The sequence below is a fragment of the Bacteroides sp. 1_1_30 genome (assembly GCF_020982715.1).
Taxonomy (GTDB): domain Bacteria; phylum Bacteroidota; class Bacteroidia; order Bacteroidales; family Bacteroidaceae; genus Bacteroides; species Bacteroides xylanisolvens.
Map to the genome: position 1 here is coordinate 62504 of NZ_JAJKHN010000012.1, position 26756 is coordinate 89259.

At 44.8% G+C, this 26756-nt stretch carries 39 protein-coding genes, 1 tRNA gene and 1 pseudogene; 20 read left to right on the forward strand and 21 right to left on the reverse strand.

Features of this window, described 5'->3' with window-relative positions; genetic code table 11:
* Window positions 1-158: 158 nt before the first annotated feature.
* From LPH68_RS04975 to LPH68_RS04995, 5 genes are all read right to left on the reverse strand, one after another.
* Complete coding sequence (locus LPH68_RS04975) at window positions 159-1043, reverse strand: hypothetical protein (RefSeq protein WP_005816280.1); 885 nt, start codon at window positions 1041-1043, stop codon at window positions 159-161.
* A 79-nt stretch (window positions 1044-1122) separates the two neighbouring features.
* Window positions 1123-1617: a hypothetical protein gene (locus LPH68_RS04980; protein ID WP_005816282.1), complete on the reverse strand. Its 495-nt coding sequence runs from the start codon at window positions 1615-1617 to the stop codon at window positions 1123-1125.
* On the reverse strand, window positions 1607-2020 hold the full coding sequence (locus LPH68_RS04985) for a hypothetical protein (protein ID WP_005816283.1): 414 nt from the start codon (window positions 2018-2020) through the stop codon (window positions 1607-1609). Before LPH68_RS04985 ends, LPH68_RS04980 begins: the two co-directional genes overlap by 11 nt.
* Window positions 2021-2098: 78 nt before the next feature.
* Window positions 2099-2545, reverse strand: coding sequence for a hypothetical protein (locus tag LPH68_RS04990; RefSeq protein WP_004319947.1), 447 nt, complete (start codon window positions 2543-2545; stop codon window positions 2099-2101).
* A gap of 24 nt (window positions 2546-2569) precedes the next feature.
* Window positions 2570-3682, reverse strand: coding sequence for a hypothetical protein (locus LPH68_RS04995; protein ID WP_005816286.1), 1113 nt, complete (start codon window positions 3680-3682; stop codon window positions 2570-2572).
* Window positions 3683-3936: 254 nt separating this feature from the next.
* Between LPH68_RS04995 and LPH68_RS05000 the strand changes: the two genes are divergently transcribed.
* The 10 genes from LPH68_RS05000 (at window position 3937) to LPH68_RS05045 (ending at window position 8414) form a co-directional block, all read left to right on the forward strand.
* Window positions 3937-4560, forward strand: coding sequence for a recombinase family protein (locus LPH68_RS05000; RefSeq protein ID WP_005816288.1), 624 nt, complete (start codon window positions 3937-3939; stop codon window positions 4558-4560).
* A gap of 16 nt (window positions 4561-4576) precedes the next feature.
* Window positions 4577-5260 carry a DUF3800 domain-containing protein gene (locus tag LPH68_RS05005; protein ID WP_005816290.1) on the forward strand — a complete coding sequence of 228 codons (684 nt, stop codon included), beginning with the start codon at window positions 4577-4579 and terminating at the stop codon, window positions 5258-5260.
* 3 nt (window positions 5261-5263) lie between these two features.
* Window positions 5264-5800 (forward strand): hypothetical protein, encoded by a 537-nt coding sequence (locus tag LPH68_RS05010; protein WP_005816292.1) that lies wholly within the window; start codon window positions 5264-5266, stop codon window positions 5798-5800.
* A 194-nt stretch (window positions 5801-5994) separates the two neighbouring features.
* Window positions 5995-6294 (forward strand): thioredoxin, encoded by a 300-nt coding sequence (gene trxA, locus LPH68_RS05015; RefSeq protein ID WP_005816294.1) that lies wholly within the window; start codon window positions 5995-5997, stop codon window positions 6292-6294.
* Between the two features lie 10 nt (window positions 6295-6304).
* Entirely contained in the window at window positions 6305-6880 is a 576-nt protein-coding gene (locus LPH68_RS05020; protein WP_007837469.1) for a DUF6155 family protein, read from the forward strand.
* Window positions 6881-6894: 14 nt separating this feature from the next.
* Complete coding sequence (locus LPH68_RS05025) at window positions 6895-7140, forward strand: hypothetical protein (protein WP_005816298.1); 246 nt, start codon at window positions 6895-6897, stop codon at window positions 7138-7140.
* A gap of 183 nt (window positions 7141-7323) precedes the next feature.
* Window positions 7324-7761, forward strand: a complete 438-nt coding sequence (locus LPH68_RS05030) for a DUF4186 domain-containing protein (RefSeq protein WP_005816300.1) — start codon at window positions 7324-7326, stop codon at window positions 7759-7761.
* Complete coding sequence (locus LPH68_RS05035) at window positions 7758-7964, forward strand: hypothetical protein (protein ID WP_005816302.1); 207 nt, start codon at window positions 7758-7760, stop codon at window positions 7962-7964. Before LPH68_RS05030 ends, LPH68_RS05035 begins: the two co-directional genes overlap by 4 nt.
* A gap of 9 nt (window positions 7965-7973) precedes the next feature.
* Window positions 7974-8210, forward strand: a complete 237-nt coding sequence (locus tag LPH68_RS05040; RefSeq protein ID WP_005816304.1) for a hypothetical protein — start codon at window positions 7974-7976, stop codon at window positions 8208-8210.
* A 24-nt stretch (window positions 8211-8234) separates the two neighbouring features.
* The gene (locus LPH68_RS05045) at window positions 8235-8414 is read left to right on the forward strand and encodes a transcriptional regulator (protein ID WP_005816310.1); all 180 of its coding nucleotides are present in this window, start codon (window positions 8235-8237) and stop codon (window positions 8412-8414) included.
* Between the two features lie 300 nt (window positions 8415-8714).
* Here the strand turns inward: LPH68_RS05045 and LPH68_RS05050 are convergent, their stop codons facing one another.
* Both LPH68_RS05050 and LPH68_RS05055 read right to left on the reverse strand, forming a co-directional pair.
* Window positions 8715-9206 (reverse strand): SLOG family protein, encoded by a 492-nt coding sequence (locus LPH68_RS05050; RefSeq protein ID WP_005816313.1) that lies wholly within the window; start codon window positions 9204-9206, stop codon window positions 8715-8717.
* Between the two features lie 3 nt (window positions 9207-9209).
* Window positions 9210-9776 (reverse strand): hypothetical protein, encoded by a 567-nt coding sequence (locus LPH68_RS05055; RefSeq protein WP_005816315.1) that lies wholly within the window; start codon window positions 9774-9776, stop codon window positions 9210-9212.
* On the opposite strand from LPH68_RS05055, the gene LPH68_RS05060 reads away from it, so the two are divergent.
* Window positions 9770-10021 (forward strand): hypothetical protein, encoded by a 252-nt coding sequence (locus tag LPH68_RS05060; protein WP_225494525.1) that lies wholly within the window; start codon window positions 9770-9772, stop codon window positions 10019-10021. The two genes, LPH68_RS05055 and LPH68_RS05060, sit on opposite strands and share 7 nt — an antisense overlap.
* Before the next feature lie 306 nt (window positions 10022-10327).
* On the opposite strand, the gene LPH68_RS05065 is transcribed toward LPH68_RS05060, so the two are convergent.
* The 6 genes from LPH68_RS05065 to LPH68_RS05090 form a co-directional block, all read right to left on the reverse strand.
* Window positions 10328-10606: a plasmid partition protein ParG gene (locus LPH68_RS05065; protein WP_005816317.1), complete on the reverse strand. Its 279-nt coding sequence runs from the start codon at window positions 10604-10606 to the stop codon at window positions 10328-10330.
* Between the two features lie 7 nt (window positions 10607-10613).
* The gene (locus tag LPH68_RS05070; RefSeq protein WP_005816319.1) at window positions 10614-11369 is read right to left on the reverse strand and encodes a ParA family protein; all 756 of its coding nucleotides are present in this window, start codon (window positions 11367-11369) and stop codon (window positions 10614-10616) included.
* Between the two features lie 119 nt (window positions 11370-11488).
* On the reverse strand, window positions 11489-11914 hold the full coding sequence (locus tag LPH68_RS05075) for a single-stranded DNA-binding protein (protein ID WP_005816321.1): 426 nt from the start codon (window positions 11912-11914) through the stop codon (window positions 11489-11491).
* Window positions 11915-11967: 53 nt separating this feature from the next.
* Window positions 11968-12324, reverse strand: a complete 357-nt coding sequence (locus LPH68_RS05080; protein ID WP_007837478.1) for a helix-turn-helix domain-containing protein — start codon at window positions 12322-12324, stop codon at window positions 11968-11970.
* Between the two features lie 47 nt (window positions 12325-12371).
* Window positions 12372-12623: a hypothetical protein gene (locus LPH68_RS05085; protein WP_007837480.1), complete on the reverse strand. Its 252-nt coding sequence runs from the start codon at window positions 12621-12623 to the stop codon at window positions 12372-12374.
* A complete protein-coding gene (locus LPH68_RS05090) occupies window positions 12611-13165 on the reverse strand; it encodes a hypothetical protein (protein ID WP_005816324.1) in 555 nt (184 codons plus the stop codon). The genes LPH68_RS05085 and LPH68_RS05090 overlap by 13 nt, the downstream gene beginning before the upstream one ends.
* Before the next feature lie 882 nt (window positions 13166-14047).
* Between LPH68_RS05090 and LPH68_RS05095 the strand changes: the two genes are divergently transcribed.
* Entirely contained in the window at window positions 14048-14362 is a 315-nt protein-coding gene (locus tag LPH68_RS05095; protein WP_224204806.1) for a hypothetical protein, read from the forward strand.
* A 355-nt stretch (window positions 14363-14717) separates the two neighbouring features.
* On the opposite strand, the gene LPH68_RS05100 is transcribed toward LPH68_RS05095, so the two are convergent.
* A complete protein-coding gene (locus LPH68_RS05100; protein ID WP_004319910.1) occupies window positions 14718-15104 on the reverse strand; it encodes a single-stranded DNA-binding protein in 387 nt (128 codons plus the stop codon).
* A gap of 78 nt (window positions 15105-15182) precedes the next feature.
* Between LPH68_RS05100 and LPH68_RS05105 the strand changes: the two genes are divergently transcribed.
* Window positions 15183-15326, forward strand: a complete 144-nt coding sequence (locus LPH68_RS05105; RefSeq protein WP_007897403.1) for a hypothetical protein — start codon at window positions 15183-15185, stop codon at window positions 15324-15326.
* A gap of 607 nt (window positions 15327-15933) precedes the next feature.
* Here LPH68_RS05105 and LPH68_RS05110 read toward each other — a convergent pair.
* Both LPH68_RS05110 and LPH68_RS05115 read right to left on the reverse strand, forming a co-directional pair.
* The gene (locus tag LPH68_RS05110; RefSeq protein ID WP_004319908.1) at window positions 15934-16116 is read right to left on the reverse strand and encodes a hypothetical protein; all 183 of its coding nucleotides are present in this window, start codon (window positions 16114-16116) and stop codon (window positions 15934-15936) included.
* 15 nt (window positions 16117-16131) lie between these two features.
* A complete protein-coding gene (locus tag LPH68_RS05115; protein ID WP_005816332.1) occupies window positions 16132-16716 on the reverse strand; it encodes a hypothetical protein in 585 nt (194 codons plus the stop codon).
* 65 nt (window positions 16717-16781) lie between these two features.
* Between LPH68_RS05115 and LPH68_RS05120 the strand changes: the two genes are divergently transcribed.
* From LPH68_RS05120 to LPH68_RS05135, 4 genes are all read left to right on the forward strand, one after another.
* On the forward strand, window positions 16782-16994 hold the full coding sequence (locus tag LPH68_RS05120) for a hypothetical protein (protein ID WP_007837487.1): 213 nt from the start codon (window positions 16782-16784) through the stop codon (window positions 16992-16994).
* Window positions 16995-17517: 523 nt separating this feature from the next.
* Window positions 17518-18195: a RagB/SusD family nutrient uptake outer membrane protein gene (locus tag LPH68_RS05125; protein WP_230296869.1), complete on the forward strand. Its 678-nt coding sequence runs from the start codon at window positions 17518-17520 to the stop codon at window positions 18193-18195.
* Window positions 18196-18214: 19 nt separating this feature from the next.
* On the forward strand, window positions 18215-18889 hold the full coding sequence (locus LPH68_RS05130) for a DUF3823 domain-containing protein (RefSeq protein WP_061448223.1): 675 nt from the start codon (window positions 18215-18217) through the stop codon (window positions 18887-18889).
* Between the two features lie 72 nt (window positions 18890-18961).
* Complete coding sequence (locus tag LPH68_RS05135; RefSeq protein WP_128859700.1) at window positions 18962-20539, forward strand: arylsulfatase; 1578 nt, start codon at window positions 18962-18964, stop codon at window positions 20537-20539.
* Window positions 20540-20673: 134 nt separating this feature from the next.
* On the opposite strand, the gene LPH68_RS05140 is transcribed toward LPH68_RS05135, so the two are convergent.
* From LPH68_RS05140 to LPH68_RS05160, 5 genes are all read right to left on the reverse strand, one after another.
* Entirely contained in the window at window positions 20674-21324 is a 651-nt protein-coding gene (locus LPH68_RS05140) for a MarC family protein (RefSeq protein ID WP_004306500.1), read from the reverse strand.
* A gap of 61 nt (window positions 21325-21385) precedes the next feature.
* A complete protein-coding gene (locus LPH68_RS05145; protein ID WP_008777220.1) occupies window positions 21386-22078 on the reverse strand; it encodes a YjjG family noncanonical pyrimidine nucleotidase in 693 nt (230 codons plus the stop codon).
* 92 nt (window positions 22079-22170) lie between these two features.
* Window positions 22171-23028: a hypothetical protein gene (locus LPH68_RS05150; RefSeq protein ID WP_004326281.1), complete on the reverse strand. Its 858-nt coding sequence runs from the start codon at window positions 23026-23028 to the stop codon at window positions 22171-22173.
* Window positions 23029-23061: 33 nt separating this feature from the next.
* On the reverse strand, window positions 23062-23736 hold the full coding sequence (gene rsmI / locus LPH68_RS05155) for a 16S rRNA (cytidine(1402)-2'-O)-methyltransferase (protein ID WP_004299177.1): 675 nt from the start codon (window positions 23734-23736) through the stop codon (window positions 23062-23064).
* A 12-nt stretch (window positions 23737-23748) separates the two neighbouring features.
* Window positions 23749-24507, reverse strand: a complete 759-nt coding sequence (locus tag LPH68_RS05160) for a hypothetical protein (RefSeq protein ID WP_230296870.1) — start codon at window positions 24505-24507, stop codon at window positions 23749-23751.
* A gap of 140 nt (window positions 24508-24647) precedes the next feature.
* Between LPH68_RS05160 and LPH68_RS05165 the strand changes: the two genes are divergently transcribed.
* The 3 genes and pseudogenes from LPH68_RS05165 to LPH68_RS05175 all read left to right on the forward strand — a co-directional run bounded on the left by LPH68_RS05165 (window position 24648) and on the right by LPH68_RS05175 (window position 26570).
* A complete protein-coding gene (locus LPH68_RS05165; protein WP_004299175.1) occupies window positions 24648-25247 on the forward strand; it encodes a thymidine kinase in 600 nt (199 codons plus the stop codon).
* A 21-nt stretch (window positions 25248-25268) separates the two neighbouring features.
* Window positions 25269-26403 (forward strand): annotated as a pseudogene (locus LPH68_RS05170) (AI-2E family transporter).
* 94 nt (window positions 26404-26497) lie between these two features.
* Window positions 26498-26570: transfer RNA gene (locus LPH68_RS05175), tRNA-Lys, on the forward strand.
* Window positions 26571-26756 lie beyond the last annotated feature (186 nt).

The window sequence follows — 26756 nt, forward strand, 5'->3', positions numbered from 1 at the left end:
TTGTAAGGACAGCCTCCCGATGGTCGGAGACCAAGAGGGGTATTAGGCTACCCAAATTCCCTCATTTCCGACCAACGGGCAAGCCCGATTATTTTACAGCAATGGCAGACGTGTAAACACTGTGCCAGTAGAAAAGAAGAAGCGTTGTACGGTGATTATTAGAGGTTAATACAGCCTTTTGATGGACAGGAGCCCTCTTGGTTGGCTACAATGGCAAGGAACGGTCGGCAGAGTGACTGAAACTGTGACTTGATGGCTGCGCTTTCCTGATGCAAGGCTGGTGAGCTGCCATCCAATGCCAATTCTGATATTGCCTTTGCCGCCTCGATGAATGAGAGCCAGTCTCCTCCCAGGTCTTTGTAAAAGAAGGGAAGAAGGGAGGTAACGAGGGCGTTATCTGTTTCCTGCGAAAGCACCTGATGGAAGGTGGCTTCGCAGACAGCTGTGAGTGCAGTCATACAAAAGGCGTGTCCTACAGATTCGGGAATGTTTCTTCCGCATGGCACCTTGCCAATTGAATTGCCATTGTCGGCTTTCTGCAAGATAATGGCTACTTCCTCTGTTGCATCTTCGTAGAGTTGTTCACATTCCGAGGCGCAAGCCGATGCGGACATCTTGCCGCTTCGCCATTCGTCCAATGCGGTACACATCTTCTGGCGGAACACATCCAAGGCTGCGTCAATCGGAGAAACGGCAGGTGTCTCAGCCAACATCGGGATGGTGATGATTTGGCTCTTCGTGAGACGGGTGACGGAAATCTGGTTCATCTTCTCCAACTGCTCGATGAAGGTGCGGACAGTGGCGCGGTGCCAATGCCAGCATCCTGCCAGTTCGGTAATGGTGATTACAAACTGCCCGTTGGACAGGCTGAACTCCTGCTTGCACAGATCCTTGGGGATGTACTGTACAGAAGCCTTGTCTACAAGGTCAAGGTAGGCTTCGAGCTTCGACAGCCTTATCCCGGACCTCTCTTTCAAGAACTCCAACAGGGACATCCGTTCAGACATCTTGCCGGAACTCGTTCTATGTTTCTGTTTCTTCATTTCAATAATCTGTTTGGTGAATACTGTTGTTTGTCGCCAGCTCCATTATACAAAAGGAACGGCATGATACAGGTGATACTTAATAGTAGTATATGATGAGCATTTCTGTGTCTTCGAGGAGCATCTTGCGGTCAGCCTTGTTCTTCCACAGCGATATGACTATGCGCGAGGGATAGAACAGTGATGCCAGAAGGACAAAGGAGATGGTGACAGCAAGCGTGAACAGATGAGGAGTGAAGACAAACACCACTGCCGCCAACGCGGCGATGCAGAAGGGTGTCCGCTCCTCGTGCAGACGCTGTAGCCACCTCTCCACATCCATAAAGACAAAGAATATGGCAAACGCTATGGTGGAAGCCACTACGCCTATGTCGTTATAGTGTACACAGAGGTAGAGGAAGTGGAACACGTACAGCAGGATGAGCAGCATCAACCGGTAGAGCTTCCTTGCTGTCACAAGCGCGGTCATGCGCAGATAGAACCGTGTCATAAACTGTCTGCGGCTTCTGTGCAGAATCATCGTCACAAAGAAGAACGCTGACATCAGGATGAGAAACAGTATCTTACTTGTCATAATATGTATAGCATGTGAATAATGGAAGTGGACTCAGGTCGGGCTGGACGACACCGTGTGTGGCAGTGGATATGATACGCTCCACATCCTCCAGTGTCAGTTCTCCCTTGATTATTCTCTGACGGAAAGCTCCGTCGGTTGTCCGAAGGCTCTTGATAGCCTGTTCCAAGTCGTACTCGGCTATCTGCCACACTTGCCCTCTCGTGTAGGGGAAATGATGGTGGATGGCCTTGACCACAAGCACACGGCTGAGGATGTCGGTCATTCTGCCGTTCCTGACTATCGTGTGGTTGCGGACAGTGGCGATGCTCTCAATCTCCAGCCATGTGCGGTGACGGTCGAGAAGATGGATAATCTTCATGTAAAGCGTTTCCTTCATCAGATGGTCGGGAGCTTGTGGCATGACTTTGGCCTTTGTTGTGGACAACAGAATGGAGCGTTGTTGCGGTAGAACAGGACTGTCATCTGGCAAATGTAACTTTCAAATGAAGTCGAGCAGGACTTCCTCCTTGGGCTTCATGTATTTGAAGAACCCGTTCTTGCAATGCAGACTGAGGTCGAGGCATACATCTGCCGACATGTGCTCCAGCGAGTCATAGATGGTCACTTTTATCTGGCTGACCATGCCACGCTCATCTGTGGAGCCGTTGACCTTGAACATCCGTCCGAAAGAAGGGTTGGAATAGGCACAGCAGCTGTGTCCGAACTCCGTATGACGGCTTGGAATGTGGTGATAGAGGATTATCATTTCCATCTCGTCTTCGAGCATATCCATCACCTCCTCTATCGTGAAAGGGGTGTTCAACTGGAAAGTAAGAAGCACGTAATCGTCATACTTGACAGGCTTCTCCATCTTGCGCTTGTCCAGCAGTTCTGGCAACTGCAAAGGCACGACGGCAAGGAAATCATCGCAAAACTGTTCTAACATAATCGTATTCTCTGTTTGGGGTGTTTATAATCTTGTGACATAAATCTTCATCATGAGCATGGGCATATCCGACAGGCGTTGCTTGTCGAGGTGCAGTTTCTTGGCCAGACCGTCCATCTCCTTGGGGAGCGCATCGGCTATTTTGTAGAGGTCTGCCTTGTCCTTGTCGGAGAGCACGCTCACGGAAAGGTCATCCATCGTCATGAACGGCTGCATCATCATCAGGAGGTAGGCGTGCATGGTGTGCTCGTCCTTTACCCTGCCACTATTCAGATCCTCGATAGCCGCTTGTGCGTTGCGCAGCAGACGGTGGTTGGTGCGCATGGAGAGGTATATCATTGCATCCTTGTGGGACAAATCCTTGCGGTCGGCGGCACGGAGTATCTCCCGACAGCAGTGTTCGGTGTTTCGTCTGATGTCACCGATGTCATCGTCAGCAAAATCCGGCAGGTATTGCAGGAAGGATTTGAAATACAAATGCTCTTCCTTGATGAAAGCGAGCAGGTCTTCCTTGCCGTGAATGCCTTGCTTGGCGGATTTTTGCAGGAACAGCAGGTAACGCTTCAGTACCGCCTGTTTACCACCTTTATTATATATAGGCAGGCTATCCAAGGAAGCGAAGAATGGCTGTGCTTCCTTCACGGCTTGCTGTAGTTCCTCATCACCAACATGGGAAGAGGTCTGTTCTCTGAGATAGAGCAGGTCGTGAAAGGTGCGTTGCTTAGACATCGCCATACGGCACAGCTCGATGTGGATGGAGTCGTTCAACTCATGATATACCGTGAACGGGTATGAGTGGGCTTTCCTGACAGTGTCACGTGAGATGCACGATGTCACGGAATCGTCCAACACGCGCCATTCGTTGACAATCTTAACTAATGTCTGAATTGAGACCTTGCCGTTCTGTCGAAGAGTGGTCAGAAAGCCATGATACTCTCTGATGGCTTCATCGCTCGAATGGAACGACTTCGTGCCGTTTCCGTCTGAACATGCTGTCAGCATGACTACGGCAAACGCAGTGGCAATACAAATGGCAAGTCTGATACAGCCATGCGAGTTTGATTTTGCATTATGCAATATTTGCTTCATGCAATGGAGGTTGGTTTGTCCTCCGAAAAGTTGGGTTTCATATTTCATTGTTGTCATTATTTTGAGTCTGATTTTGAAATTGACGGTGCAAAGTTAATGCGTTTCAGCGATATATTTGCAAGAATGACAGTAAGTTTAATCTTATTTGTGTATCATACTTGCGAGTATGATTTTCAATGAAATCAAGTGAAAAGAAAATGGCAAATTATCGTGTTTAAGTATGATTTTTCGTTCAAGTATGATTGTTTCTCGGAAAAATAGTGTACCTTTGCACTTGATTTCATTTAATAGCGTACAACAGTATGGCAAAAGTAGGTTACATCTTTATCGCCACCAATGGCGAAGAGTATGCAGAAGACAAGGCTTGGATGCAGCAATACGGCTGTGTTCAGGTGATAGAGGAACTGTCCGAACACGAGAGGCTGCGCCCGATGTGGAAGCAGCTCATATCGAGTCTGGAGCGCGGCGACGAGCTGGTGGTGTCGAGGTTCAGTAACGCACTGCGTGGCACCCGTGAACTGGCTACATTCATAGAATACTGCCGTGTGAAGGTGGTTCGCATCATCTCCATCCAAGACCGCATCGATACGTTTGACGAACTTTTCCCCGACACCAAGCCCTCACAGGTCATCCGTATGTTCGGGTCACTCTCTGAGGAGTGTGCCGTGCTGCGCAAGGCATCGGCACACATCATCCATCTGCAACAGAATATCCGGCCGCCCAAGAAGTCGGAAAGGGCACTGTCGAAACTGGAGCGTGAGAAGAATATCGTGAACATGTACAACGAGGGGCACAGCATAGATGACATCTTTGCCATCAGCGGCTTCACAAGCCGAAGTTCCGTGTTCCGCATACTCAACAAGCATGGTGTGACGCTGAACCGTGGACCTCATAGTGGACCGCTGAAGAAAAGGAATAAAGAATAAACAAAAAACAGATACAATGAATAAGACATTCAACATCTACTGTGATGAAAGCACCCACATGGTGCATGACGGTCATCCCTACATGCTTTTGGGATGTACAAGTATAGCATACACACAAATCCGCATGGCAAAAGATGCCATAAAAGATATTAAGAAGAAGCACGGCTATAGTGATGAGCTGAAATGGACAAATGTCCACGAGGCCACGTATAAAGTCTATGCAGAGCTTATAGACTGGTTCTTTATGAATGACATGGAATTTAGGGCTGTGGTTGTTGACAAGAGTCAGATTGACGAGAAACGAGAAGACTATACGTTTAATGATTTCTACTTTCGCATGTACTACCAATTGCTGCATCACAAGATGGACATGGATTATACATATAACATATATATGGATATCAAGGACACATGCAGTAGCGATAAGCTGGAGAGGCTCAGAAAAATAATGGAATACAACTCTTCCATTGGCAGGTTTCAGTTTATACGTTCACACGAAAGTGTCTTCATCCAATTGGCAGATGTTCTAATGGGAGCCATCAACTACAACCTTAGATATGAAAAGGGAGAAGTTGAAGGAAGGGTGAGAGCCAAAATGAAGCTGATTGAAAAGATAAAAAAACACAGTAATATCAGTCTCAACACCACAACTCCCAAATTTAGAAAGAAGTTTAATTTGTTTTTTATCGCACTGAAATAGCCAATGAGCAGTTTGAATATTATCAAGAAATACCCTGAGCTGCTGGAACTGGCATATCTCAGTGAACGAGAAAGAGAGCATGATCTTCATGCAATATTCAAGCGTGATATAGAAGATAACTGTCAATTCTCATTCAGAGGGTGGCGCATCTATCCTATAAAGACAGATGGCGAGATTGACATGGCAAGATTGTTCAAGCATCTTACCTGTGAAGAAATCATGGTTGAGAACGAAGACGGTACGACTTATCCAAAGCGAGTATTCGAGATGGCTCGTTCACAAAGGCTTCATTGGATAAATCACCATGTGAGAGAATTGACACCAGACAATCTGGATGTATTTACCATAGAAGAGAGGGACGGCAAAAAGCGTAAGGTCAAGAAAACATACATCTATGATAAAGTGGAAAAGTATGTTATTGTCTTGGAACAACAACGTAGCAACGGATTCTATCTGTTGACAGCATACCATCTTAACAAAGAGTATGGACTAAAGGCTTTGGAAAAGAAGATGAAAAAGAGATTGCAGACACCACTATAAAACGCAAGACCCGAATTGCATCAAAGGCAACCGGGTCTCGAAACTCCTTCTATCTATAGATGAGCGCTGCAAAGGTACGAATATTCTTTGAAATAACGAAGGTTTTTCATTGAATTCTTCTCGATTTTAACATTTGCAGGGCAGTATTGTAAGATAACAGGAAAGAAAATAGCATAATTTTACAGAAAATCGTAATGGAAACATTCAAAGACGTTATATCAAGTGACCAACTTGTCTTGGTCGATTTCTTCGCCACCTGGTGCCAGCCATGCAAGATGATGCACCCCATCCTTGAGCAGGTGAAGGAAGTGTTGGGTGACAGAATCCGCATCATCAAGGTAGATGTGGACAAGTATGGGGTGACTGCAAGTCAGTATGGCATACAGTCTGTGCCCACATTGATGCTGTTCAGACGCGGCGAAGTGTTGTGGAGGACGAGCGGTGTGATGCAGAAATCAGAGTTGCTGGCAACGATTGACCCGTTTTTAAGATAAAAGAGCAGAAATGTCAAAATCTAAATTAAAGTCTGTCCTCATGTCCATGGACAAGAGTGAAATAATAAAAATGGTATTGGAACTTTATTCTGCACGGAAAGAGGCAAAGGAATATCTTGACTTCTATGCAGAGCCGAATGAGGGCCAGAAGCTGGAAGAGTATAAGCACATCATACGGGAAGAGTTCTATCCGAGCAGAAACAGAGAGCCAAAGACACGCTTCTCAGTGTGCCGCAAGGCATTGTCCGACTTCAAGAAACTGAAGCCTTCGGAAGATTCAGTCGCAGAATTGATGGTGTTCTATATGGAGAATGCCTGTCAGTTCACTTATGACTATGGAGACATGTGGGAGCAATTCTATGATTCTGTTGAGAGTAATTTCGACAAGACATTGCGCCACATCGTGCTTTATGACCTTTGGGACAAGTATGATTCCCGAATCAAGCAATGCCTTCGTTGGGCAAGCCCTTGTGGATGGGGATTTCCTGACGCACTGAATGATATGTATGAGGAAATGAAGGCGCAAAATGAGGAACTCCGAAAGAAATACAGGAATTTCAAGATGCCCATCAACGCTGATTATTAAACGAATATACTCAAATGGGGAAACCAAAGAAAAAACATAAGAAAGCGAAACAACTGCCCTTAAGCAAAGAAGAGCAGATTTTTCAAGCGGCAAGAGACCTTGCAGCTGAAATTGGCATATCCTATTCTGAGGCATTAGGGTTTACTTTGGGCATAAAGGACGTAACGTATGGTTGGGAAGAAGACTATACGGAAGAAGAGTTTCAGGCACTGATTGACCACGCTGTGGGAGACACTGATTATGAGCACACCCTCTATTGAATCATCTACACGAGAGGAACGTTTGGATTACGTTCTGAATGAATGGAGATGTCTGCACAACTGTGAGCTGTGCGGTAAGTGCCATATTCTGAAAGGCAGAAGCGAAGAAATACTCTATGCAGACTATATAGACGGCAAGCGGTCATATATGGATATAACATTAGAAATCAGAAGCAACAGATAATGATGTCACAGAAATACATATATCCATCGTTGTTCCAAGAGGAAGAGCCGCAAGAAAGCGTTCCTGGTGATAAGAAAGAGTATGACCTGACGAATCTCTTTGAGAGATTGGCAAAGTCTGATTTTCGCAGCCGGTTCCATCTGTCCAAGCAAGACAGGGAGTATGTAATGGAAAAGGGATTGCCGACGATACGAAAACACGCAGAGGACTTTGTGGCAAAAAGACTTGCTCCGGCTGTCATACCGAACGACGGCAAGCAGACTCCCATGCGTGGGCATCCTGTTTTCCTGGCTCAACATGCCACTGGCTGTTGTTGCCGGGGATGCTTCTTCAAGTGGCATCACATCTCAGCAGGCAGGGCACTGACCAAGGAAGAACAGGAATATGCTGTTGCCGTATTGATGGCATGGATTGAAAAACAGATGAATAAAGGATGAAGATAGAAGAAGCCATAGTATATGTGATGGTAAAGCGAAATGGCGGCATGACAACCGACCAGATTGCCGATGCCATCAATCGTCATAGGCTGCACCTGAGAAAGGACGGTCAGCCTGTGACAAGCAAGCAGGTGTATGCAACAATCTGCCGTTTCCCTGAAATGTTCACAAAAGAAGCTGGCAGAATCATGTTAATGATATGACGTAACGATATGACAATAGATACAACCAACATGTGCTCACACCTTCAGAAGAAGTTGTTTGAACCAGAAGGTGTGTATTATCCTATATGGCAAGCCATGCAGGATGATGAGACCTTGACAGCAGTGGTACGAAGCAGACAGCTGCACATCTACAGAAACGGGAAGAAAATTCTCGTTCTGGCAGGTAAGGCACAACCGAAGATTATAAGGGAAGACAAAATACAAGAGTTAATAACAAGATTATAAACAAAACATCAAATCATCAAAACAATGGACGCAAAAGAAAAAGTATTGGCAACAATGAAAGAGGCTGGTCAGCCTCTCAACGCAGGTAAAATCGCAGAACTCAGCGGTCTCGACCGCAAAGAGGTAGATGCAGCCATGAAGCAGCTGAAAGCAGAGGGTGCAATCGTCTCTCCTGTGCGTTGCAAATGGGCACCTGCAGAGTAAGGTTTATACTGCTGTCTTGAAATATAGGCAGCAGTATCTTTATTTTTATCAAAATGTTAAGGTGAGGAATCTGAATATCCTTGCCTACGGACACAATTATCCGCTGCATCTTTTTGGGGTAAGGTGCAGACGTATGGCTGTCAGCGTATCTTGGTTTAAAGACGCTTAGCGGTCACGGCGGAAGTCGTTTCGTCTCTCTCCGCCGAACAAAGCTCTGAGCACATTGCCCAAAGCTCCGAACACGAAGTAGCAAACGATGATTGCAACAATATCGTCCATAAGCATTTTCTGTTTTATGGGTTATACACTATTATGAAGATTCACTATGTCCAATCCCTGCCTCTTGGCTTCTCTGACGGTGTAGAACGTGCCGCCCTTGGGATTGCCATCGAAGTAGGCTATGAGACGTGAACTGCGGTTGACCATATAGTCGTTGCGCCTCAGAAGGCAGCCATTGTAGTATTGCTCGCTCAATACGACCACGTCATCCACGATGCGCAGGATGGCATCATACTTGGCTTGCTCTTCCTTGCTCCACCGGTCAGACTGACCACGGAACGGCACAACGGCTATCACCTGCAAGTCCTTCAACTCGCATTGCAACGAAAGGGCGGCTTCTGCCGCCAGCAGGTCAAATCCCATTGCCATGCCACAATAGAAATACCGGTAGCCGTCGGCATACGCCTTGGCTATCTCCGATTTGAGACATTGCTTCAACTCCCTCCGCTTGGCGAAAGGTACGCTGCGGTGTCCGCTGAAGCATACGGACACTGCCTTGTCGTACTTTGTCATACTTTACCTTACTTTATAATGTGTGCGTGCGAGGAACATACCGCCAATAACACATGCCCCGAGCCTTTCGAGTTGGTTGGCATACTTGGCATAGCTGAGACCCTTGGTTATCACATCGTCAAAGACCAACACCATTTTGTTGTCGAAGAACGGCTCATCAAACTCAACGACATTCGCCTTGCGGACTTCATCCTCGTTCTTGCGGTTATCGTGGATGGTCTTACGCTCTCCGCATACCCTCACGTGCTCGTAGCCGTTTTCCGCTCCTGTCAATTCACACACCCTGTGGCAGAAAGCCTTGTAGCGGAGTTCGTTGCTCTCGCTTGTGGATGCTGGAACGGGGGCGAAGACGATGTTCACGCAACCCTTGCCGTAGAGTGTCAGCATATTCTCTGCGGTGCGCTGCGCCACTTCCTCGTAGGCTCTTCCGTCCTTGAAGTCAAACACTAATTGTCTGTCGGCAATCTCCTTCTCACCCACATTGCGGATGCGTGCGGGATAGTATTTGCAGAACCAAGTCTGAGGCTTGTCTAACTGCTTTTGGATTTGATAGTCATTCTTGTGTGCCATTGCTCTTATGTTTTTTCTTCCCTTATTTCGGAGGCTTTTCCTGCCTGCCCAAGGGATATTTTTTGCTTTCCAAGAGTGATGGCGATCAAAAAGCCAAATCGGGAGCGAAAAATACGCTCTGCACGCAGAGGAAGATTTTTCGGTCAAATGCAATGGACGATTTGGTGTTTGAACAATCGCCAGCATTACCTTTGCAAAACAATATCCGCAGCGGCAAGGCAGGCGAAAAGAAATCTGTTATGTAAAAGAGGAAACGGGCGGGATGGCGTGGGGCGAAGCTGTATATGGGGAAGGACGATAGTTGATATGAGGGAAAAAGAGAAAATCTTGTAATAGGGAACGACATTGCCTTTTATCAGCATGGAGACAGTCCTACAAGCAGAGAAAACTATTGCCCTAAAAATGAGTTGGATAGTATTTTCTAAAAGTAGTATCGACTACGAATAGTATAATAGTCGAATAGTTTTTACTACCATACTACGGATAGTAAAGTCTGTTTATAGAAGAGATAGCGGTATCATCGTCTGTTCGGCGATGATACCGCGCGGCACTCATGTGTCATGCCGCTTTAGGTATTCTGTCATTGCCTCATTGACAATATCACGCAAGGACATCCCTTTCTTGATGGCGAGGTACTTCATCCTCGTGTGGATGCTCTTGTTGATAAGGAAATTGCAATGCACCGGCACTTCGGTAGTCTCAGAAACAGACACAGGTGGTGCTGGTGTAGTTTCTGTGACTATCTGCTCCTTACTCGGCTTCTTTGTGGAAGAAAGGAGTCCGTTGAGACCGCCTTTCATTCCCTCTTTCAACATACTGCTCTTGCTCATGGCTATGCTATTTTAAGTTTAACACTTCTTTTGCCAAAGACATATAATCACTGGCACCATTGGATTTGGGATTATACTCAAAGATAGTCTTGCCGTTGATGGGTGCTTCTGCCAAAGCCACATTATCACGGATGACGGTCTTGAAAACCTTCTCGTGAAAACTGTCATTGACGATTTCCCTCACGCTTCGGTTCAACGTCTTGCGGCGATCGAACTGGGTGATGACGATGCCGCCCACTTTAAGGTTGGAGTTGAGCCGCTCCTGAACGATGCGGATGATGTCCATCAACTTTGCCATACCTCTCATGGCAAGGTATTGCGCTTGAACAGGGATGATGATGTAGTCGGCTGCGGTGAGGGCATTCAAGGTCAGCAAGCCCAATGACGGTGGACAGTCGATGATGATGTAGTCGAAATGCTCTTTGGCGATGGCTTTGGTGATAAGTCCCTTCAAGATAAGCTCCCGTCCCGGCTCGCTGATAAGCTCTAACTCAGCCGCAGACAGGTCAAGGCATGAGGGTGAGACGGTGATGCCGTTGTGCAACTTGACCAACGGCAAGGTGTACTGTCCACACATTGCGCCATAGACTGTCTGTTCTTCCTCGATGGACAATCCCAAGGCTTCCGTGAGGTTGGCTTGTCCATCCATGTCAATAGCCAAGACGTTCTTCTTACTCAGTTGCAGAGCTGCCGCAAGGCTTACTGCGGTCGTACTTTTCCCTACACCACCCTTGTGATTTAATACTGCAATTATCTGTGTCATAACATGATACTACTATTAGTGAATACTACTTTACTATTCTACTACTGATAGTACATACTAACCATAGTAAAAGCGGATTTACTACGATTAGTACGTACTACTCTCAGTTGATACTACCCTCAGAAGGGAAGGTCTTCGCTCTTGTCCTGCGGTGCATCGGCTGGCGGTACGGGAGCCTCGCCCTCTGCCTTGGCTGCCTTGCGTGCCTTTGTTGCAGGTGTGTCGGTTGCATCCTTCTTCCCTGCATTGACAAAGGCGATGGAGTCAGCTATGATGCTATGCTGTATGTGGTTCTCTCCGTTGCGGTCTGTCCAAATGGAAGAAGTCAGTGTGCCTTCCACAAGCACCATACGACCCTTGGTGAGGTATTCAGCCAAACGGATATGGTTCTCCTTGCTGCTCTTCACCCTTACCCAAGTGGTGATTTGCTTGCCCTTACTGTAGTCGTCCACTGCGATGTCAACAGCCATGAATGTTCCGTGTGTACCTGTGATGACGCGGCAATCCTTTGCTCCGATGCGTCCGATAGTGTGAGTGTAAATCATAATGTGAAAATGTTATAGTGGCAAGTTGGTTAGACTTGCCGTTACCTTGTTATTTAAATGACTTTTCTTGTTGATTGAACATAAGCTATTGCTTCATTCATAATTTCTGCTCGTGACCTACTCTTGTTATCTTGCATCCACTCATCAATTTCAGATTTGAGGAACATGATACGTTTCCCCTTCTTATGGAATGGTATTTGTTTATTGCTTGTCCAACAATAGATTGTGTGTTCAACTGGATGGGTAGGGAGATACTCACTCAATTCGGAAACACTAAGCCATTCCAATCCCTTATCGGGCTGAATTTGAGTCATTAGTGTGGAAAACTTTTCTTCTAAAATCTCCAGCTTGTTTATTACTAATGACAATGCTGATGGCAAGTCATTAAAACTCAATATTTGCTTTTCCATATCAATATATGTGTGGCAAGTTGGTTAGGCTTGCCGTTACCTTGTTATTAATATCCTTTCTTCGTCTGCCTTGTATTGGCGACAAAAGACTTGTTGCTGCCTGTGAGACTGATAGAGCCGCAATTAACAAACTCTCCGTCGGAATAGACTCTGTACTTCTGTCCGCTTACCTCATGCTTCTGTTTGATGCGCTCTCGCATCCACTTCTTGGCTGCGGTCAATGAGCAAAAGGTCTCGCTCTCCTTGGTCGTCTCGTCATATACGATGCACTGGGTCATACATGCTCCTACTTCATCCATGCACCTATACTCGACGTGACATAGTCCAACTGACCGCCAAATATGTCGCTTGGCTCTATGTCGTATTGTCCATCCCTCACTTCCTTGTCCTCTCCAAGAAGCGACAAGTTTCCGTCGGCATCCAAACGTGCTGCGTCTATGACGATGTCACGAGGCTCGTCAAAGAGATAACCTGCCACGATGGGCTGCTCTCCCTCGAAATGCACCTCAAAGCCTCCGTCCACCTCCGTGCCGTACTTGCGAAGAGCCGCTTTCAGCTCGTCCTGCTCCCGGTGCTGCAATGCCTGGAGTTGTCCGTGGATAGTGAGGTCTTGCAGTTCTGCCTCTCGTTTGGTGTGGGTTGCCTCGCCGGTCTTGCAGTCGATGTCATACTTGTGGTAAACCACTGGGATATGGTCTGCCGATGTGACAAGCCATGTGATGTTGTTCACTGAGAAGCCCTGTCTGGTGAGGAACTCCTCGATGTCTGAGCCGAGAAGGTGGTCGGCTACGTCAAGATACTCGATGCGTGCGTCAGCATCATGCAGGATGATAATCTTCATTGCCTTTCTATTTTTAGTGATACAAATAAGTTTGTCGCCCATGTCGCTGGACTTGTTTAACTACGTTGAAGAAACTTACGCTCAGCATAGTGAATAAATTCCCTCTGCGTTCGCTTAACCGTTTCTTTCTCTTCCCTCCTTTCGAGACCTTTCAGCCTGTGGAGGGATATTTTCTGCTCCCACAAGCCGCAAGAAAAGACATAAAGACAAATTATGTGTGAAGAATACTCTTTTCCGAGGAAAAGGAAGATTGTTCACAGTCACAAGACCTCAAGCAGAATTTGACGATTGTCTCAGACGCGGCTAACTTTGCAGGAAATATGCCTACCACTGCGCTGATTGGAAGAAGATTATTGATATTGGCTGCAAGAGGAATGATGTGTTATATATAAAGAGGTAAGAAGAAAGATTGAAACAGTAAGGGTGGGCAGTGAAGTGTTTGCAGGTCTGCTGTACCGACATAAAGCGAGTGTGTTGGCTGACCGGGATGCAAGTCATCAAAGCTTCAGCCTTGATAGCTTGTAGCACGGACAGACAATTCTCTCGCGTCGGTACTTCGGCATACTGTCAGCTTTGGCTAATAGCAACGTGTTGCCATCAGCCAAGGATGTCTGTATGACGACAGACCATGTAACGCTTCGCAAAGGCGTGGGGCAAAGCAGTATAATTTAGAAGTAGATAGTAACGTATATCAGGCAAGAAGAGACAGTTGCGCAACGGACAAATCGGGCACTCCTGTCAGCATGACAAATGTGCCTTGTCCTTGCCGCAGGACACTGAGGCAGATTGGACGTAGCAGACATGTCTGCCACATTCAATATGCCTGAGTGGACAAGAACTGCCTCTTGTATAGCAGAAGAGAAATTGTAAAACAGTTGATTAGTGGTAAAGGTGGTATGGGTGGGCAGAATGGCATTACACGGACATTGCCGAAGCCCGATAATGGGACAGCCAGACAGCAATAAAGGCAGTTATCAGAAGTGTCAGTTTCTGATAGTGACATTGTTGGCTGCCTGTCACATGGGATTCGTGCGGTGTCCGTACAGTAATGCCGTTCTGAAGGTGTGGGGCGAAGCGATACAACGCACTTGGACGAAACCACCGCTTATAACAGAAAATATTTTGCAGTCAAAGAGAAGAAGAATAGTAAAGCAGGTGTGGGTGGGTAGTGAAGCTGTCGCAAGATTGACGGTCTGAATATCAAGGCGAGTGGATAGCCAGTAAAGGACACAATTATCAGAAGCCTCGGCTTCGGCATCTTGTGGCATAGATGGCAGTCCTCTCGCGTTCAGACCTTGGCATACTGTCTTTCTTGGCTAATAGCGACTTTGTCGCCATCAGCCGGGAATATCTGTATGCCAACCATCTTGGTGACGTTTCGCAAATGGTGAGGGACGAAGTGGTTAGAATAAAGGAAGACGGCGTTGCCGTTATGGTTAATAAATGCACATGGTTGTTATTAGAGAAGATTATCACACGCTATAACAGCAGATTGATGTCCCTGAGCAAAACAAAAGCGACCCGAAGGTCGCCTTGTTATGGAGAGGAAAGGCTATTTCTTGCCTTTCTTGGTTGCTGGCTTGGCCGGCTCTTCCGCAGGAGTCTCCTCCTTGTCGGGACACTCGTAGAACTTGGTTGCAACCATGATGATTCTGGAGTGCTTCACGCCATCCTTGTCTGTCCACTCCTCTGGCTTGAAGAAACCCTCGACGGTGAGCAACGTGCCCTTGGTGAGCTTGTCGAATGATTCGGTGTGCTCGTTCTTGCGCCATGCCTCCATATTCATGAAAGCCGATACGCGGTTGGTTTCCTCGCCGTTCTTCTCCTGACGGCCTACTGCCAATGAGAAGCGTGCTACGCTGGCGTTTGCGAACTGACGGATTTCTGCATCCTTACCTACGAAACCTGAAACTGTGAAGTTGTTCTCGATCTTTTTCATTTTGAATTGAATTTAAAAGTGAAACTTAATTTTTACATGCATTCAAAAGCAGGGATGTGGCACCATGTGGGAAGCACCATGAAAATCGTTCGCAATACTCTTTTTGTCGTTGGCGGTAAGGGAGAAAAAGGAAGATTACGCACTATTTTATTGGTCACAGCGATAGCGGCCACACAAGAAGGAGGAAGTCCTTCGCAGCATCACGCTACCTTTGCATGGTAAAAATAAGTGGCTTTCAAATAGCTCAATTCAGAAAAAGACGGGGCCAAACAATGGAACAAAGGTTGTAAGCAAGGAGGCAATCCGTATGCAACAGACAGGGGCACTGCTATGGCTGTATGCCTGGAGAAACGAAGCGGGAAATCCGACCTTACAGCTGTATCATCAGAAGAGTGAGGAGCATGAACACTGATGCACGATGAACGACAAGCCTAAGGGTCAGCTTAGCAATAGAGGCATCAAGCCAAAAGAGGACAGACATCAGAGGATTGGCGATAGCACTGTCATCATGCTAAGACCAAGTTCTGTGTCCGACAAGGAAGAGTCGCAAAAGACAGACGAGTAAAACCAAAAGGCGAAATGACCATTCCTATAACAAGGTACAGAGACGCTTAAAACGGCGAAGGGACTTTGGCGACGTATCGCTATACAGGTGTCGAAGCATCGCTTCTATAACAGGACTGGAGCAAGTGAGCAAACCGCACAACTTGCTCCCAAGGTATTTCAGTTACAACAGCCATAACCTCATTGGAGGATTGTCCTAAAAGAGTTTTTGCAGTCAAAGGAAGAAAGAGTCTGCAAGCCACATAGCCAACAGACTCTCTCCTGATTATTCACAGATGACAACATCATCCTTGTACTCCGTCACTTCCTTGCCGTTGATGAGCTGGACAATGACCTCACAACCCAAGTCCTCGACAATCGTTCCCTCTGTCTGACCTCTTCGGGGATAAAGCAAGGTGCAGAAACACCCTACAACGCCGTCCAACTGCTCCATGTCTATCGTTGCCATATCCGTTCCTCCTTGTTAGCCGAATGTGATTGGATTGATGCAGAAATTCGTGTCCTCTGCCTCATACTCGTATTCATTGATGAAGTCAATCATCTTCTGTTCGCTTCTTCCGTCCTGTGAGACACCAGTCTTCTCACACCACAACTTGATAGCATCACCAAAGGTGGAGTAAGCACCCTCACAATCCTCAAAGAGTTCTCCGTATGCAGTGACGTAGCACTCTTCGGGGAAGAAGTCGTTCTCATCGTGCGTATAGAAGATGTCGCAACCTGGCTCAACCTCTCGCCAACTGATTGAAAGTTCATCGCCAAGTGCCTTGTTCACCTCCTCAAAGAACAAGTCGCATGAAGACCAAGCACTTTCGGTGTCAAAGGACAAGAGGGCATAATCGTCTTCCACGTTCTCCTCATACTCTGCCCAATAGATGTGTCCTCTCACCGAGATGCCTTTCTTCTCGTAGTCAATGCCATAGTGTTCTGCCAAGAGATACAGATACACATTATTACTGTTCACCTCCAACTCTTGGAGTGTGTTCCAAAGGTCTGCCACGGCTTTGCGTGAGCCTGTCACCTTGTACTGAGTGTCGCAAATGTTAGCCATAAGATAAAATTTTTATTTTCTTCCCTTATGTAGAACCAACTACCATCGGGATTGATTAAAGAATTATGTTGCCCCAAAAGGTGTTATGGCTCATCAATGCAAGGTTTTGCCGTCAAATACTACCTCTGCCACAATCAGAGCGTGGAGATTTCACGGACAAACCACAGGCACCGACCTTGCAGGATGAACGCCATGACAGGTACCTTTGCAACACAATTCTTATCAAAGCCCGATGGGGTGGTACATGGCAGACTGCATGGTACAGCAGTGTGAAGTGACGTTATAGGTGGAGATAAGGCTATAAGAGGTTTTTGCAGTCAAAGGAGAAAAGAGTCCACAAAGTGCAGTATCTACAGGACAAAAACACTTTAGTTTACCTTGGTTAGCTCTTATATATATGCTAACCTAAAGTAAACTGTATATATGTCCGTCTAAAACCCGAAAACCGTACGGGTCAGCTTACGTCAGAAACAGAAGTATAGAACCATAGAAGTGGTTCAAGAAGTCTTTCTTCCTTTGACTGCAAAATATTATCTTTGCACGAATCATAATTGCCCTGTAGGATTTAATATAATTTAACACTCTTTGTTGAATGCAAGGAAGAACAGCTTCAATATGCTGAATATCAGTAGTATAACATTGTGTTAACCCTTAATCTGTAGAAAAGGATGTTATCATACAAAGTAATGTCCATTTGTACTTTTTCTATATGGTTTTATACTTACATTTGCATATCATTTGTATCTTGATAACAGTAACTAACTGATTATCAATATACTTTATATTTGAAGAAGTGAAGTAGTGTTGCAAGCCGGTCAGAAAGTGCCCGACGGAAACGGAAATTGGAAAGAAATCATAGGTAAAGCCGATTCTTACGATGACAATAACCGCCTGATAACTTCTATCAACGGACCAATGGAATCAAATGAAATCCGTATAAACAAAACAGGTTTCTTCTTCCGCAAATTCCTGGACGAAACCATCGGTGCTTCTACCAATTCGAAGATGAGTACCATGTGGTATCCTCGTTTCCGTATTTCAGAAGCATATATGATAGCTTGTGAGGCTGCTTATGAGCTCAATAAAACCGGAGAAGATGATCCGCTGAACTACATCAATCCTGTTCGTACACGCGCCGGCATCAGCGAACTGGAATCAATCACATTTGAAGATATTGTCCGCGAATATCGGGTGGAATTTGCATTGGAAGATCATCGTTACTGGGATCTGAAACGCTGGCGCCTGGCTCACGAAATCTGGGATGGTAATTCGGAAAATCCGGATGCACAGCTCTACGAACTATTCCCTTATCAGGTTAATGATCCGGGTAGCGCCAATGACAAGATGTGGGTATTCGACAAAAAGAAAGCCTACATGGTTCCTTACCCCCGCTATTTCCAGATGAAGAACTATTATAACCTCTTCGATAACAGCTGGCTCAACAAGAACCCGTTATTAGTGAAAAATCCCTATCAGTAAAACATAAAACTGTAAAACAATGAAAAAAATAAGAACTATATTTTCTTTGCTTTCACTTTCCCTGCTTGCCATAAGTTGCGGTTTAGACAATTACGACGAACCAGAATCATTTCTGGAAGGGAAAATCACGTATAAGGGAAAACAACTCGGTTTGAAAGGTACAAACGGAGGTATTCAACTACAATTGTATCAGGATGGTTATGCCAACCATGATCCTATCACCGTGTATGCCACACAGGACGGAACTTTCTCTGCAGTACTTTTCGATGGTCCGTACAAACTGGTAACTAAAGACAAAAACGGTCCCTGGGTGAATAACCGCGATACCATATATGTGGAAGTAAAAGGAAAAACACAATGTGAAGTAAAAGTCACCCCTTATTTTACAATATCAGACGAAAATATCACATTAGATAACAACATCGTATCCGGCACGTGCAATATACAGCAAATAGTACAGGATGCCAAGATAAGCCAGGCAATGCTACTCGTCAGCAAAACAACTTTTGTTGACGAGAACACGAATATAGCCCGGCAAAATTTATCCAATATAAATCCCGGAGTAACAAATATTTCGCTGGATATTACGAGTAACCAGAATGTACAGTCAGCCAAAGCCCTATTCGCCCGCATCGGTGTAAAAGCGAACGGAGCGGACCAAGCTGTCTATTCAGAAATTTTCAGACTGAAATAATTCATCTAAGAAATAATTTGTCAGTATATTTATTTAATAAATATACTGACAAAAAAAATAAAACAAAATTATATGACAAACAAAAACATGTTATTAATGGGAACTGCATCCTTACTGTCCCTACATGCAGCAGCCCAGAATGACCCAAAGCCCAACATTGTTTTAATCATGGTGGACGATATGGGATATTCCGATCTAGGGTGCTACGGAGGAGAAATTCTTACGCCCAATCTAGATAATCTGGCAAAAAAAGGAGTACGCTTTACCCATTTCTGCAACACAGGACGCTCCTGCCCTTCCCGTGCCAGTCTACTGACCGGACTTTATCCCCAACAGGCAGGTATCGGAATGATGTCCGAAGATCCTCATTCTGCCGAAGATCATGGAGTGCACGGATACATGGGATACTTGAACCGTAATTCGGTCACCATAGCAGAAGTGCTGAAAGAAGCCGGTTATCACACCTATATGTCGGGGAAATGGCATGTAGGCATGCACGGACAGGAAAAATGGCCGTTGCAACGTGGCTTTGATCATTTTTATGGTATCTTGTCAGGAGCTTGCAGTTATCTGCAACCTCATGGAGATCGCAATCTGACTTTAGACAATCAACAGTTGCCTCCACCGGAACAACCTTATTACACTACTGACGCATTTACTGATTATGCGATTAAATTTGTCGACGAACGCCCCAAAGATGACAATCCGTTCTTCCTTTACCTGGCATACAACGCTCCCCATTGGCCGTTACATGCTAAACAGGAGGATATAGACAAATTTGTAGGCAAGTACCGGAAAGGTTGGCAGAAAGTACGTGAAGCCCGTTTGAAACGTATGATTAAAATGGGATTGGTAGACAAAAATTGGGATCTTGCTCAATGGGAGGGTCGCCAATGGTCCGAACTGACCGAAGATGAACAAATAGAACTGGATAGAAGAATGTCAGTATATGCGGCACAAGTTCATTGCATGGATTATAATGTGGGACGGTTAATAAAGTACCTGGAAGAAAAAGGGGAGCTGAATAACACCTTACTTATTTTCTTGTCGGATAATGGTGCATGTGCCGAGCCTCATCGTGAGAAAGGTTTCGGAACCATCGATATGATTAACAATCCGGATGAATGGGTAAATCCATCCTATGGCCTGCCATGGGCACAGGTTAGCAATACTCCATACCGTAAGTATAAAGTAAGAGCGTATGAAGGCGGGACCTCCACTCCATTGATTATTTCCTGGCCCGACAAGTATGCAAAATACAATGGCGAGATAAGACACAATAGAGCTTTCCTGCCTGACATCATGGCAACCTTCATCGATGCAGCGGAAACGACCTATCCGAAGACTTATCATGGAGGAAATGAGATCATTCCTTTGGAAGGCGCAAGCATGCTACCGATACTAACCAATACAGACACCGAATTGCACGAATATATTTTTGGTGAACACTTTGACAACTGTGTAGTATGGTGGAAAAACTGGAAAGCCGTTAAAGACCAGAACTCTAAAGTATGGGAACTTTTCAACTTAGAGAAAGACCGTACAGAACGGGTTAATTTGTCCAGAGAAAACCCCAAGATTCTAAAACAACTGGTAGACGAATGGAACAAATGGGCAAATACACATTATGTATATCCCAAAGGAAAATAGCCACAGAAAGGTAACATAAAGACATGCAAAATGTCTAAAAACCGTATCTTAAAGCACTTGCCCCTGCTACAAATCTTTTTGTAACAGAGGCAAGTTTCATTATAGGAACTCTCCGTCCCTCATATTCTTATTCATCAAGGAATCATTCCTTCCCTCACAATATCTACCAGAATCGGCTTCAATCCGCTAACGAAACATTCCACTGCAATCACCATCAGAATCAGTCCCATAAGACGCATCATCACATTATTACCCGTTTCACCCAAGACTTTTACCAATTTCGTGGAAGCACGAAGAATAAAGAAAGTCAGCAGATAAATCAGGGCGATAGTACCTATCAATATCCCCTTCATTTCATAAGAATGCGCATCCTGCATCAAAACGATTGCATTGGCAATCGCTCCGGGACCGCATAACATAGGAATACCGAGAGGAGTAATAGAGATATCATCCGCATACGTTTTGATTTCTTCGTCCTTCAACTTCATCGGTGTATAGCGGGCTTGAAGCATATCAAAGCCTATCTTGAAGATAATCACCCCACCGGCAATACGGAAACCATTGGTAGAGATACCGAAGAACTTGAAAAGAAACTGCCCGGCAAAGACAAATACCATCAATGTAATAAACGACACAATAGTAGCACGACGTACGATAGACTGACGTTCTTTATCCGTCATACCATGAGTCATGGTAAGAAAGACAGGCATCGTTCCCAACGGGTTGGTCAACGTGAAGAATGAAGTGAAACAAAGTAAGGCGAAAGGCAGAAGCGTACTATCCATGATTATATCGTATTTTATGCAAAACTAAAACGCAACAAAAATACGACTTAATCCAGAAAACCTATAATAAATCCATTAATTCTTTCAAGGAATGGATGTGATAAGTAGGGAGGAAAGGGAAAGCTGTCCGTTCTGTCACATTGTAGAAAACCTGATGCATCCCTACTCCGTGCGCTCCGGTTATATCCGCTTCCCAACTATCACCAATCATTAAGGATTCGCGCAACTCGGATTGAGTAGCAGACAAAGCAAAATTGAATATCTCCGGCCAAGGCTTCAGCACTCCGAGATCTTCCGAGAGAATCACCTTTCTGAAATACCCGTCCACTCCTGCCGAACGCATCTTACGTGATTGCAATTCACGAAACCCATTGGAAAGGATATAGAGGTTATATTTGGGAGCAAGATACTCCAATACCTCCTTTGCATGAGGCATTAAAACACTTTTAGTAGGGATAATAGCGAAAAAATCTCTCGAAAACCGTTCAGCGAGCGCTTCATCTTTCACTCCCACGGCCTGTAAAGGATAAAAGAAACGTTGGCTGTTCAATTCATCCTTCGTTATCTTTCCTTCACCGTACTCAACCCAGAGTTCGGTATTTCTTTGTTGATAAAGAGTATAATAATGATTGAATGAATCAAAATAGCGGTCGAACGAATATTTCTGATATACTTCCTCAAAGGTGTTACGAGCATTTTGAGAAAAAGCCCAGATGGTATCATCAAGATCAAAAAAAAGATTTTTATATTTCATCAGTAGTTATATAATAAGAAACAAAAAAGCCAATGTGCTAATTTCTTGAATCCAGGAATCAGCACATTGGCAATTCAAAAGGGATATCTACCTTATTTTACCTGGATAACCAAGTATCTGGATACACTCCAGAATTCAGTAGGATTAGTAATCTTCAATGTCAACTGGCCTTTATCATCTTTTACCAATTCATAAGAACCGGTCGGATGAGTAGTCAGTAATTCAGCACGTTTAGAGTACAACTTGATTTCTTTGGTTGTACGGATATCGATCTGCGTGAAATAATCCTTATTGAAATCAGCGCTCTTCAACACGTCTCCGCTCTGAAGAATCTTTTGAGCTTTCAATTCAGATTTAGTACCAAATACGAACCAGGCAGCATTCAGGCTCTTTTCCTGTTCTGCAACGGTTTTAGCTTTCGCTTCGTTTTCTGCGGCCAGAGTTTCTTTTGCTACAGACAGATCGCTGACAGCAGCATCCAATTCCTGAATACGGATATTCTTGGAAGCCAGTTCTGTTTGAAGCTCTTCGATACGCTGTTGTTTAGCGTTCAATTCAGCAGTCAAAGCGGCAACAGCTTTTTTCATCTGTGCAGAATTGTAATTGCTATTCTTCAACTGTGCCTGTAACTTTGCAATCTGCGCTTTGTTTTCTTCCATTTGCTTGGAGATGAATTCGATGTCAGAAGCAATCTGTTGCTTGGCACTGGCAGAGTTTTCAGTGATGGTTCCACGCTGCAAGTCAACACGGCTTTCGGCAGCATTGATCTTACGGAAACCTTCCTGAACTTCATTGAAAGTCCCCATCATATCATCCAGTTCAGCGTTGCGCTGGTTCAGTTCCATCAAAAGAGAATCATTTTCAGCTTTCAGGTCTTTACTTCCACCTTTAAAGCCATCACACGAAGCCAACAAGGCTACGCATACAAATAAAACAGCTAACTTTTTCATACGTTTACGTTTTACGTTTTTTAATGAAGTTATTTAATCATCTATTCCTGCTAATACTATCACAATCTCGCCCCGGGGTTCGGTAGCGGTAAAGTGTTCTATCAATTCAGCCAAACTGCCCCGAACTGTTTCTTCATGGAGTTTGGATATTTCACGCGACACGGTTGCCTGACGTTCAGCACCGAAATATTCGGCAAACTGTGTTAACGTCTTCAACAGACGGTGGGGTGATTCATAAAACACCATCGTGCGGTGTTCTTCCGCCAATGTCTTCAGTCGTGTCTGCCGTCCTTTCTTCTGGGGGAGAAATCCCTCGAAGCAGAACTTCTCGTTCGGCAATCCCGATGCTACGAGTGCCGGAACAAAAGCGGTTGCTCCCGGCAAGCACTGCACTTCAATACCGTTGCGCACACATTCACGAACAACCAGAAATCCGGGATCGGAAATTCCAGGCGTTCCGGCATCCGAAATAAGTGCCACCGTTTCACCTGCCTTTATTCTATTAACAACACTTTCCACCGTTTTATGTTCATTAAATTTGTGGTGGGATTGCATTGCATTCTTTATTTCAAAGTGTTTCAACAAGATACCGGAAGTACGTGTATCCTCCGCCAAAATCAGATCGACCTCTTTCAGGACTTTGATAGCCCGAAAAGTCATGTCCTCCAGATTCCCTACCGGCGTAGGCACCACATATAGCTTTCCCATCTTGTTTTTGTTTTATACTGATTGATTAAAATATTTCTTTAGTAGCTCCAGAAAGTCGTTCACCGCCTCCTTTTCTTCATTCAATTCGACTTTCGAGGACAGAAATGCGACTGCAGTCTTGTAGGAACTCATTACTGATATCTGTTCGATAACCCGATTCATCAAATCAGTGTTGCCTCCGAACAGTTCACGAGAAAAACGGAAAGAATCATTCAAACTGATAGCATGTCGCAAGCCGGCAGACAGTTTGAGACTTTCTCCCAACACAGCCGATTTAGGTTCTTCCTCTTTCACAACAGTTTCAACGACAGGTTCCTCAACAATTGCCGATTCCTCTTTTTTCCCTTCTTCTTCTTCTTCTTCTTCTTCTTCTTCTTCTGCTGCTGCTGCTGCTGCTTCTTCTGCTGCTGCTGCTTCTGCTGTCTCTGCAGCTGCCGCTATTACGACAGGTTTCTCTTCCGCAACAATGGCTTCTCCTTCCTCATCTTCTTTCACAACAACCGATTCGAGAGATTGTATAATCACGGGGGAATCCTCTTCAGACCCGGCAACTTCATCCTCCTCTTCCGCTGTCTCTTCCACAGCTGACGGAGAAATTACCTGAACAGCATCCACCTCCTGCTGCAGTTCTTCCAAACGCCCCTGCATCCGTGTAATGCTCCGCTTCAACAGTTCAGACAAAGTCGGAGTCGGCTCCTTGGTAAATGAATCCATGAGATACTTCAACTCATGAACATCCAACTCAATATCTGTTAATAGCTTCTGTTTCATGTCAGTCCATTGTTTATACGGTGCGAATGTAGGAATAATTTATGCAATAACTTAAAATAATGGATAATTTAACAGTTCTTGCACATCGAATTGCTTACCTTTGTCCACATATTTATTTAATCAAGAAAACACAAAATCTCATGGTATTATTTTCAGAAGACCACATACAGGAGACTAGAAGAAGAGGCCGGATCGAAGTAATCTGCGGTTCTATGTTCTCCGGAAAGACAGAGGAATTGATTCGCAGAATGAAGAGAGCGAAATTCGCGAAACAACGTGTCGAGATATTCAAACCTGCTATCGACACCCGTTATTCAGAAGAAGACGTAGTCTCTCACGACAGCCATTCTATCGCCTCCACTCCCATCGATTCGTCAGCCAGCATTTTACTGTTTACTTCTGAGATAGATGTAGTAGGTATTGATGAAGCACAGTTCTTCGACAGTGGTTTGATTGATGTATGCAACCAGCTTGCCAACAATGGAATCCGTGTTATCATTGCAGGATTGGATATGGACTTCAAAGGAAATCCATTTGGACCTATGCCACAATTGTGCGCCATTGCCGATGAAGTCTCCAAAGTTCATGCGATCTGTGTGAAATGTGGTCAGCTGGCCTCTTTCTCACATCGTACAGTCAAGAATGAGAAACAGGTTCTTTTAGGCGAAACAGCCGAATATGAGCCTCTGTGCAGGGAATGTTATCTCCGTGCACGAGGGGAAGATGAGCAGAAAGTATAAACTCTATAAAAGAAACAGATTATGGAAAGGAAAAAGATAACATTCGACAGTTTTATACGCGGTTCCATCGGATGTGTGTTAGTTGTAGGAATATTAATGCTCGTGGAACGTCTTAGCGGAGTGTTATTACCTTTCTTTATTGCGTGGCTGATAGCTTATATGGTCTATCCGTTAGTCAAATTCTTCCAGTATAAGCTACGATTAAAAAGCCGCATTATTTCCATCTTCTGTTCCTTATTCCTCATTACGGTTATCGGAGTCACTTTATTCTACCTATTAGTGCCGCCGATGATTTCGGAAATAGGCAGAATGAACGATTTGTTGGTGACTTACCTCACCAATGGAGCCGGTAACAATGTACCTAAGAACCTTTCTGAATTTATCCACGAGAACATTGATCTTCAGGCGTTGAACCGTGTATTAAGTGAAGAGAATATCCTGGCGACAATCAAGGATACCGTCCCCAGAGTGTGGACTTTGCTTGCAGAATCTCTCAACATTCTATTCAGCATCCTTGCCTCTTTCATTATATTATTATATGTAATCTTTATATTATTGGATTACGAAGCGATAGCTGAAGGATGGTTGCATCTGCTACCCAATAAATACCGTACGTTTGCCTCCAACCTGGTTCACGACGTACAGGATGGTATGAACAGATATTTCCGTGGACAGGCTTTGGTTGCTTTCTGCGTAGGTATTCTTTTCAGCATCGGTTTCCTGATTATCGATTTCCCCATGGCTATCGCTCTGGGACTTTTCATCGGAGCATTGAATATGGTTCCCTACTTGCAAATCATTGGTTTCCTTCCCACCATTTTATTGGCAATCCTCAAAGCTGCCGACACCGGACAGAACTTCTGGATTATCATTGCATGTGCATTAGCCGTCTTTGCAATCGTACAAATCATACAGGATACCTTCCTTGTCCCCAAAATCATGGGAAAGATTACCGGACTGAATCCTGCCATCATCCTTTTATCTCTTTCTATCTGGGGTTCATTAATGGGAATGCTCGGCATGATTATCGCCTTGCCACTAACAACTTTGATGCTCTCCTACTACCAACGCTTTATTATCAACAAAGAAAAAAATAAAATATGATGAAGTAGAAACTACTGATAATCAAGAAACAAGCCACAACGAGGAAAAATAATTGAAACTTTTTTCTACGTAATGCTTGCAAATTAAATAAAAGTAACTACCTTTGCACCCGCAATCAGGAAATAACTGATTCGCAAATAAGGATTGATTCGCTAGCTCAGCAGGTAGAGCACAACACTTTTAATGTTGGGGTCCTGGGTTCGAGCCCCAGGCGGATCACATAGGAGAAATGAAAATACTCCGACAATCTAAGACAAAGCTCTTTAAACCAATGGTTTAAGGGGCTTTTTTCTTACCTGCCTACGACAGAAAAAGGACCTCAAAAAGCGGGTCAGTCCGAAAACCCTGTGGATATGTTATGTTAATACGCGCAAGTGAACTATCTTTGCGGAAGATTAAAAAAAT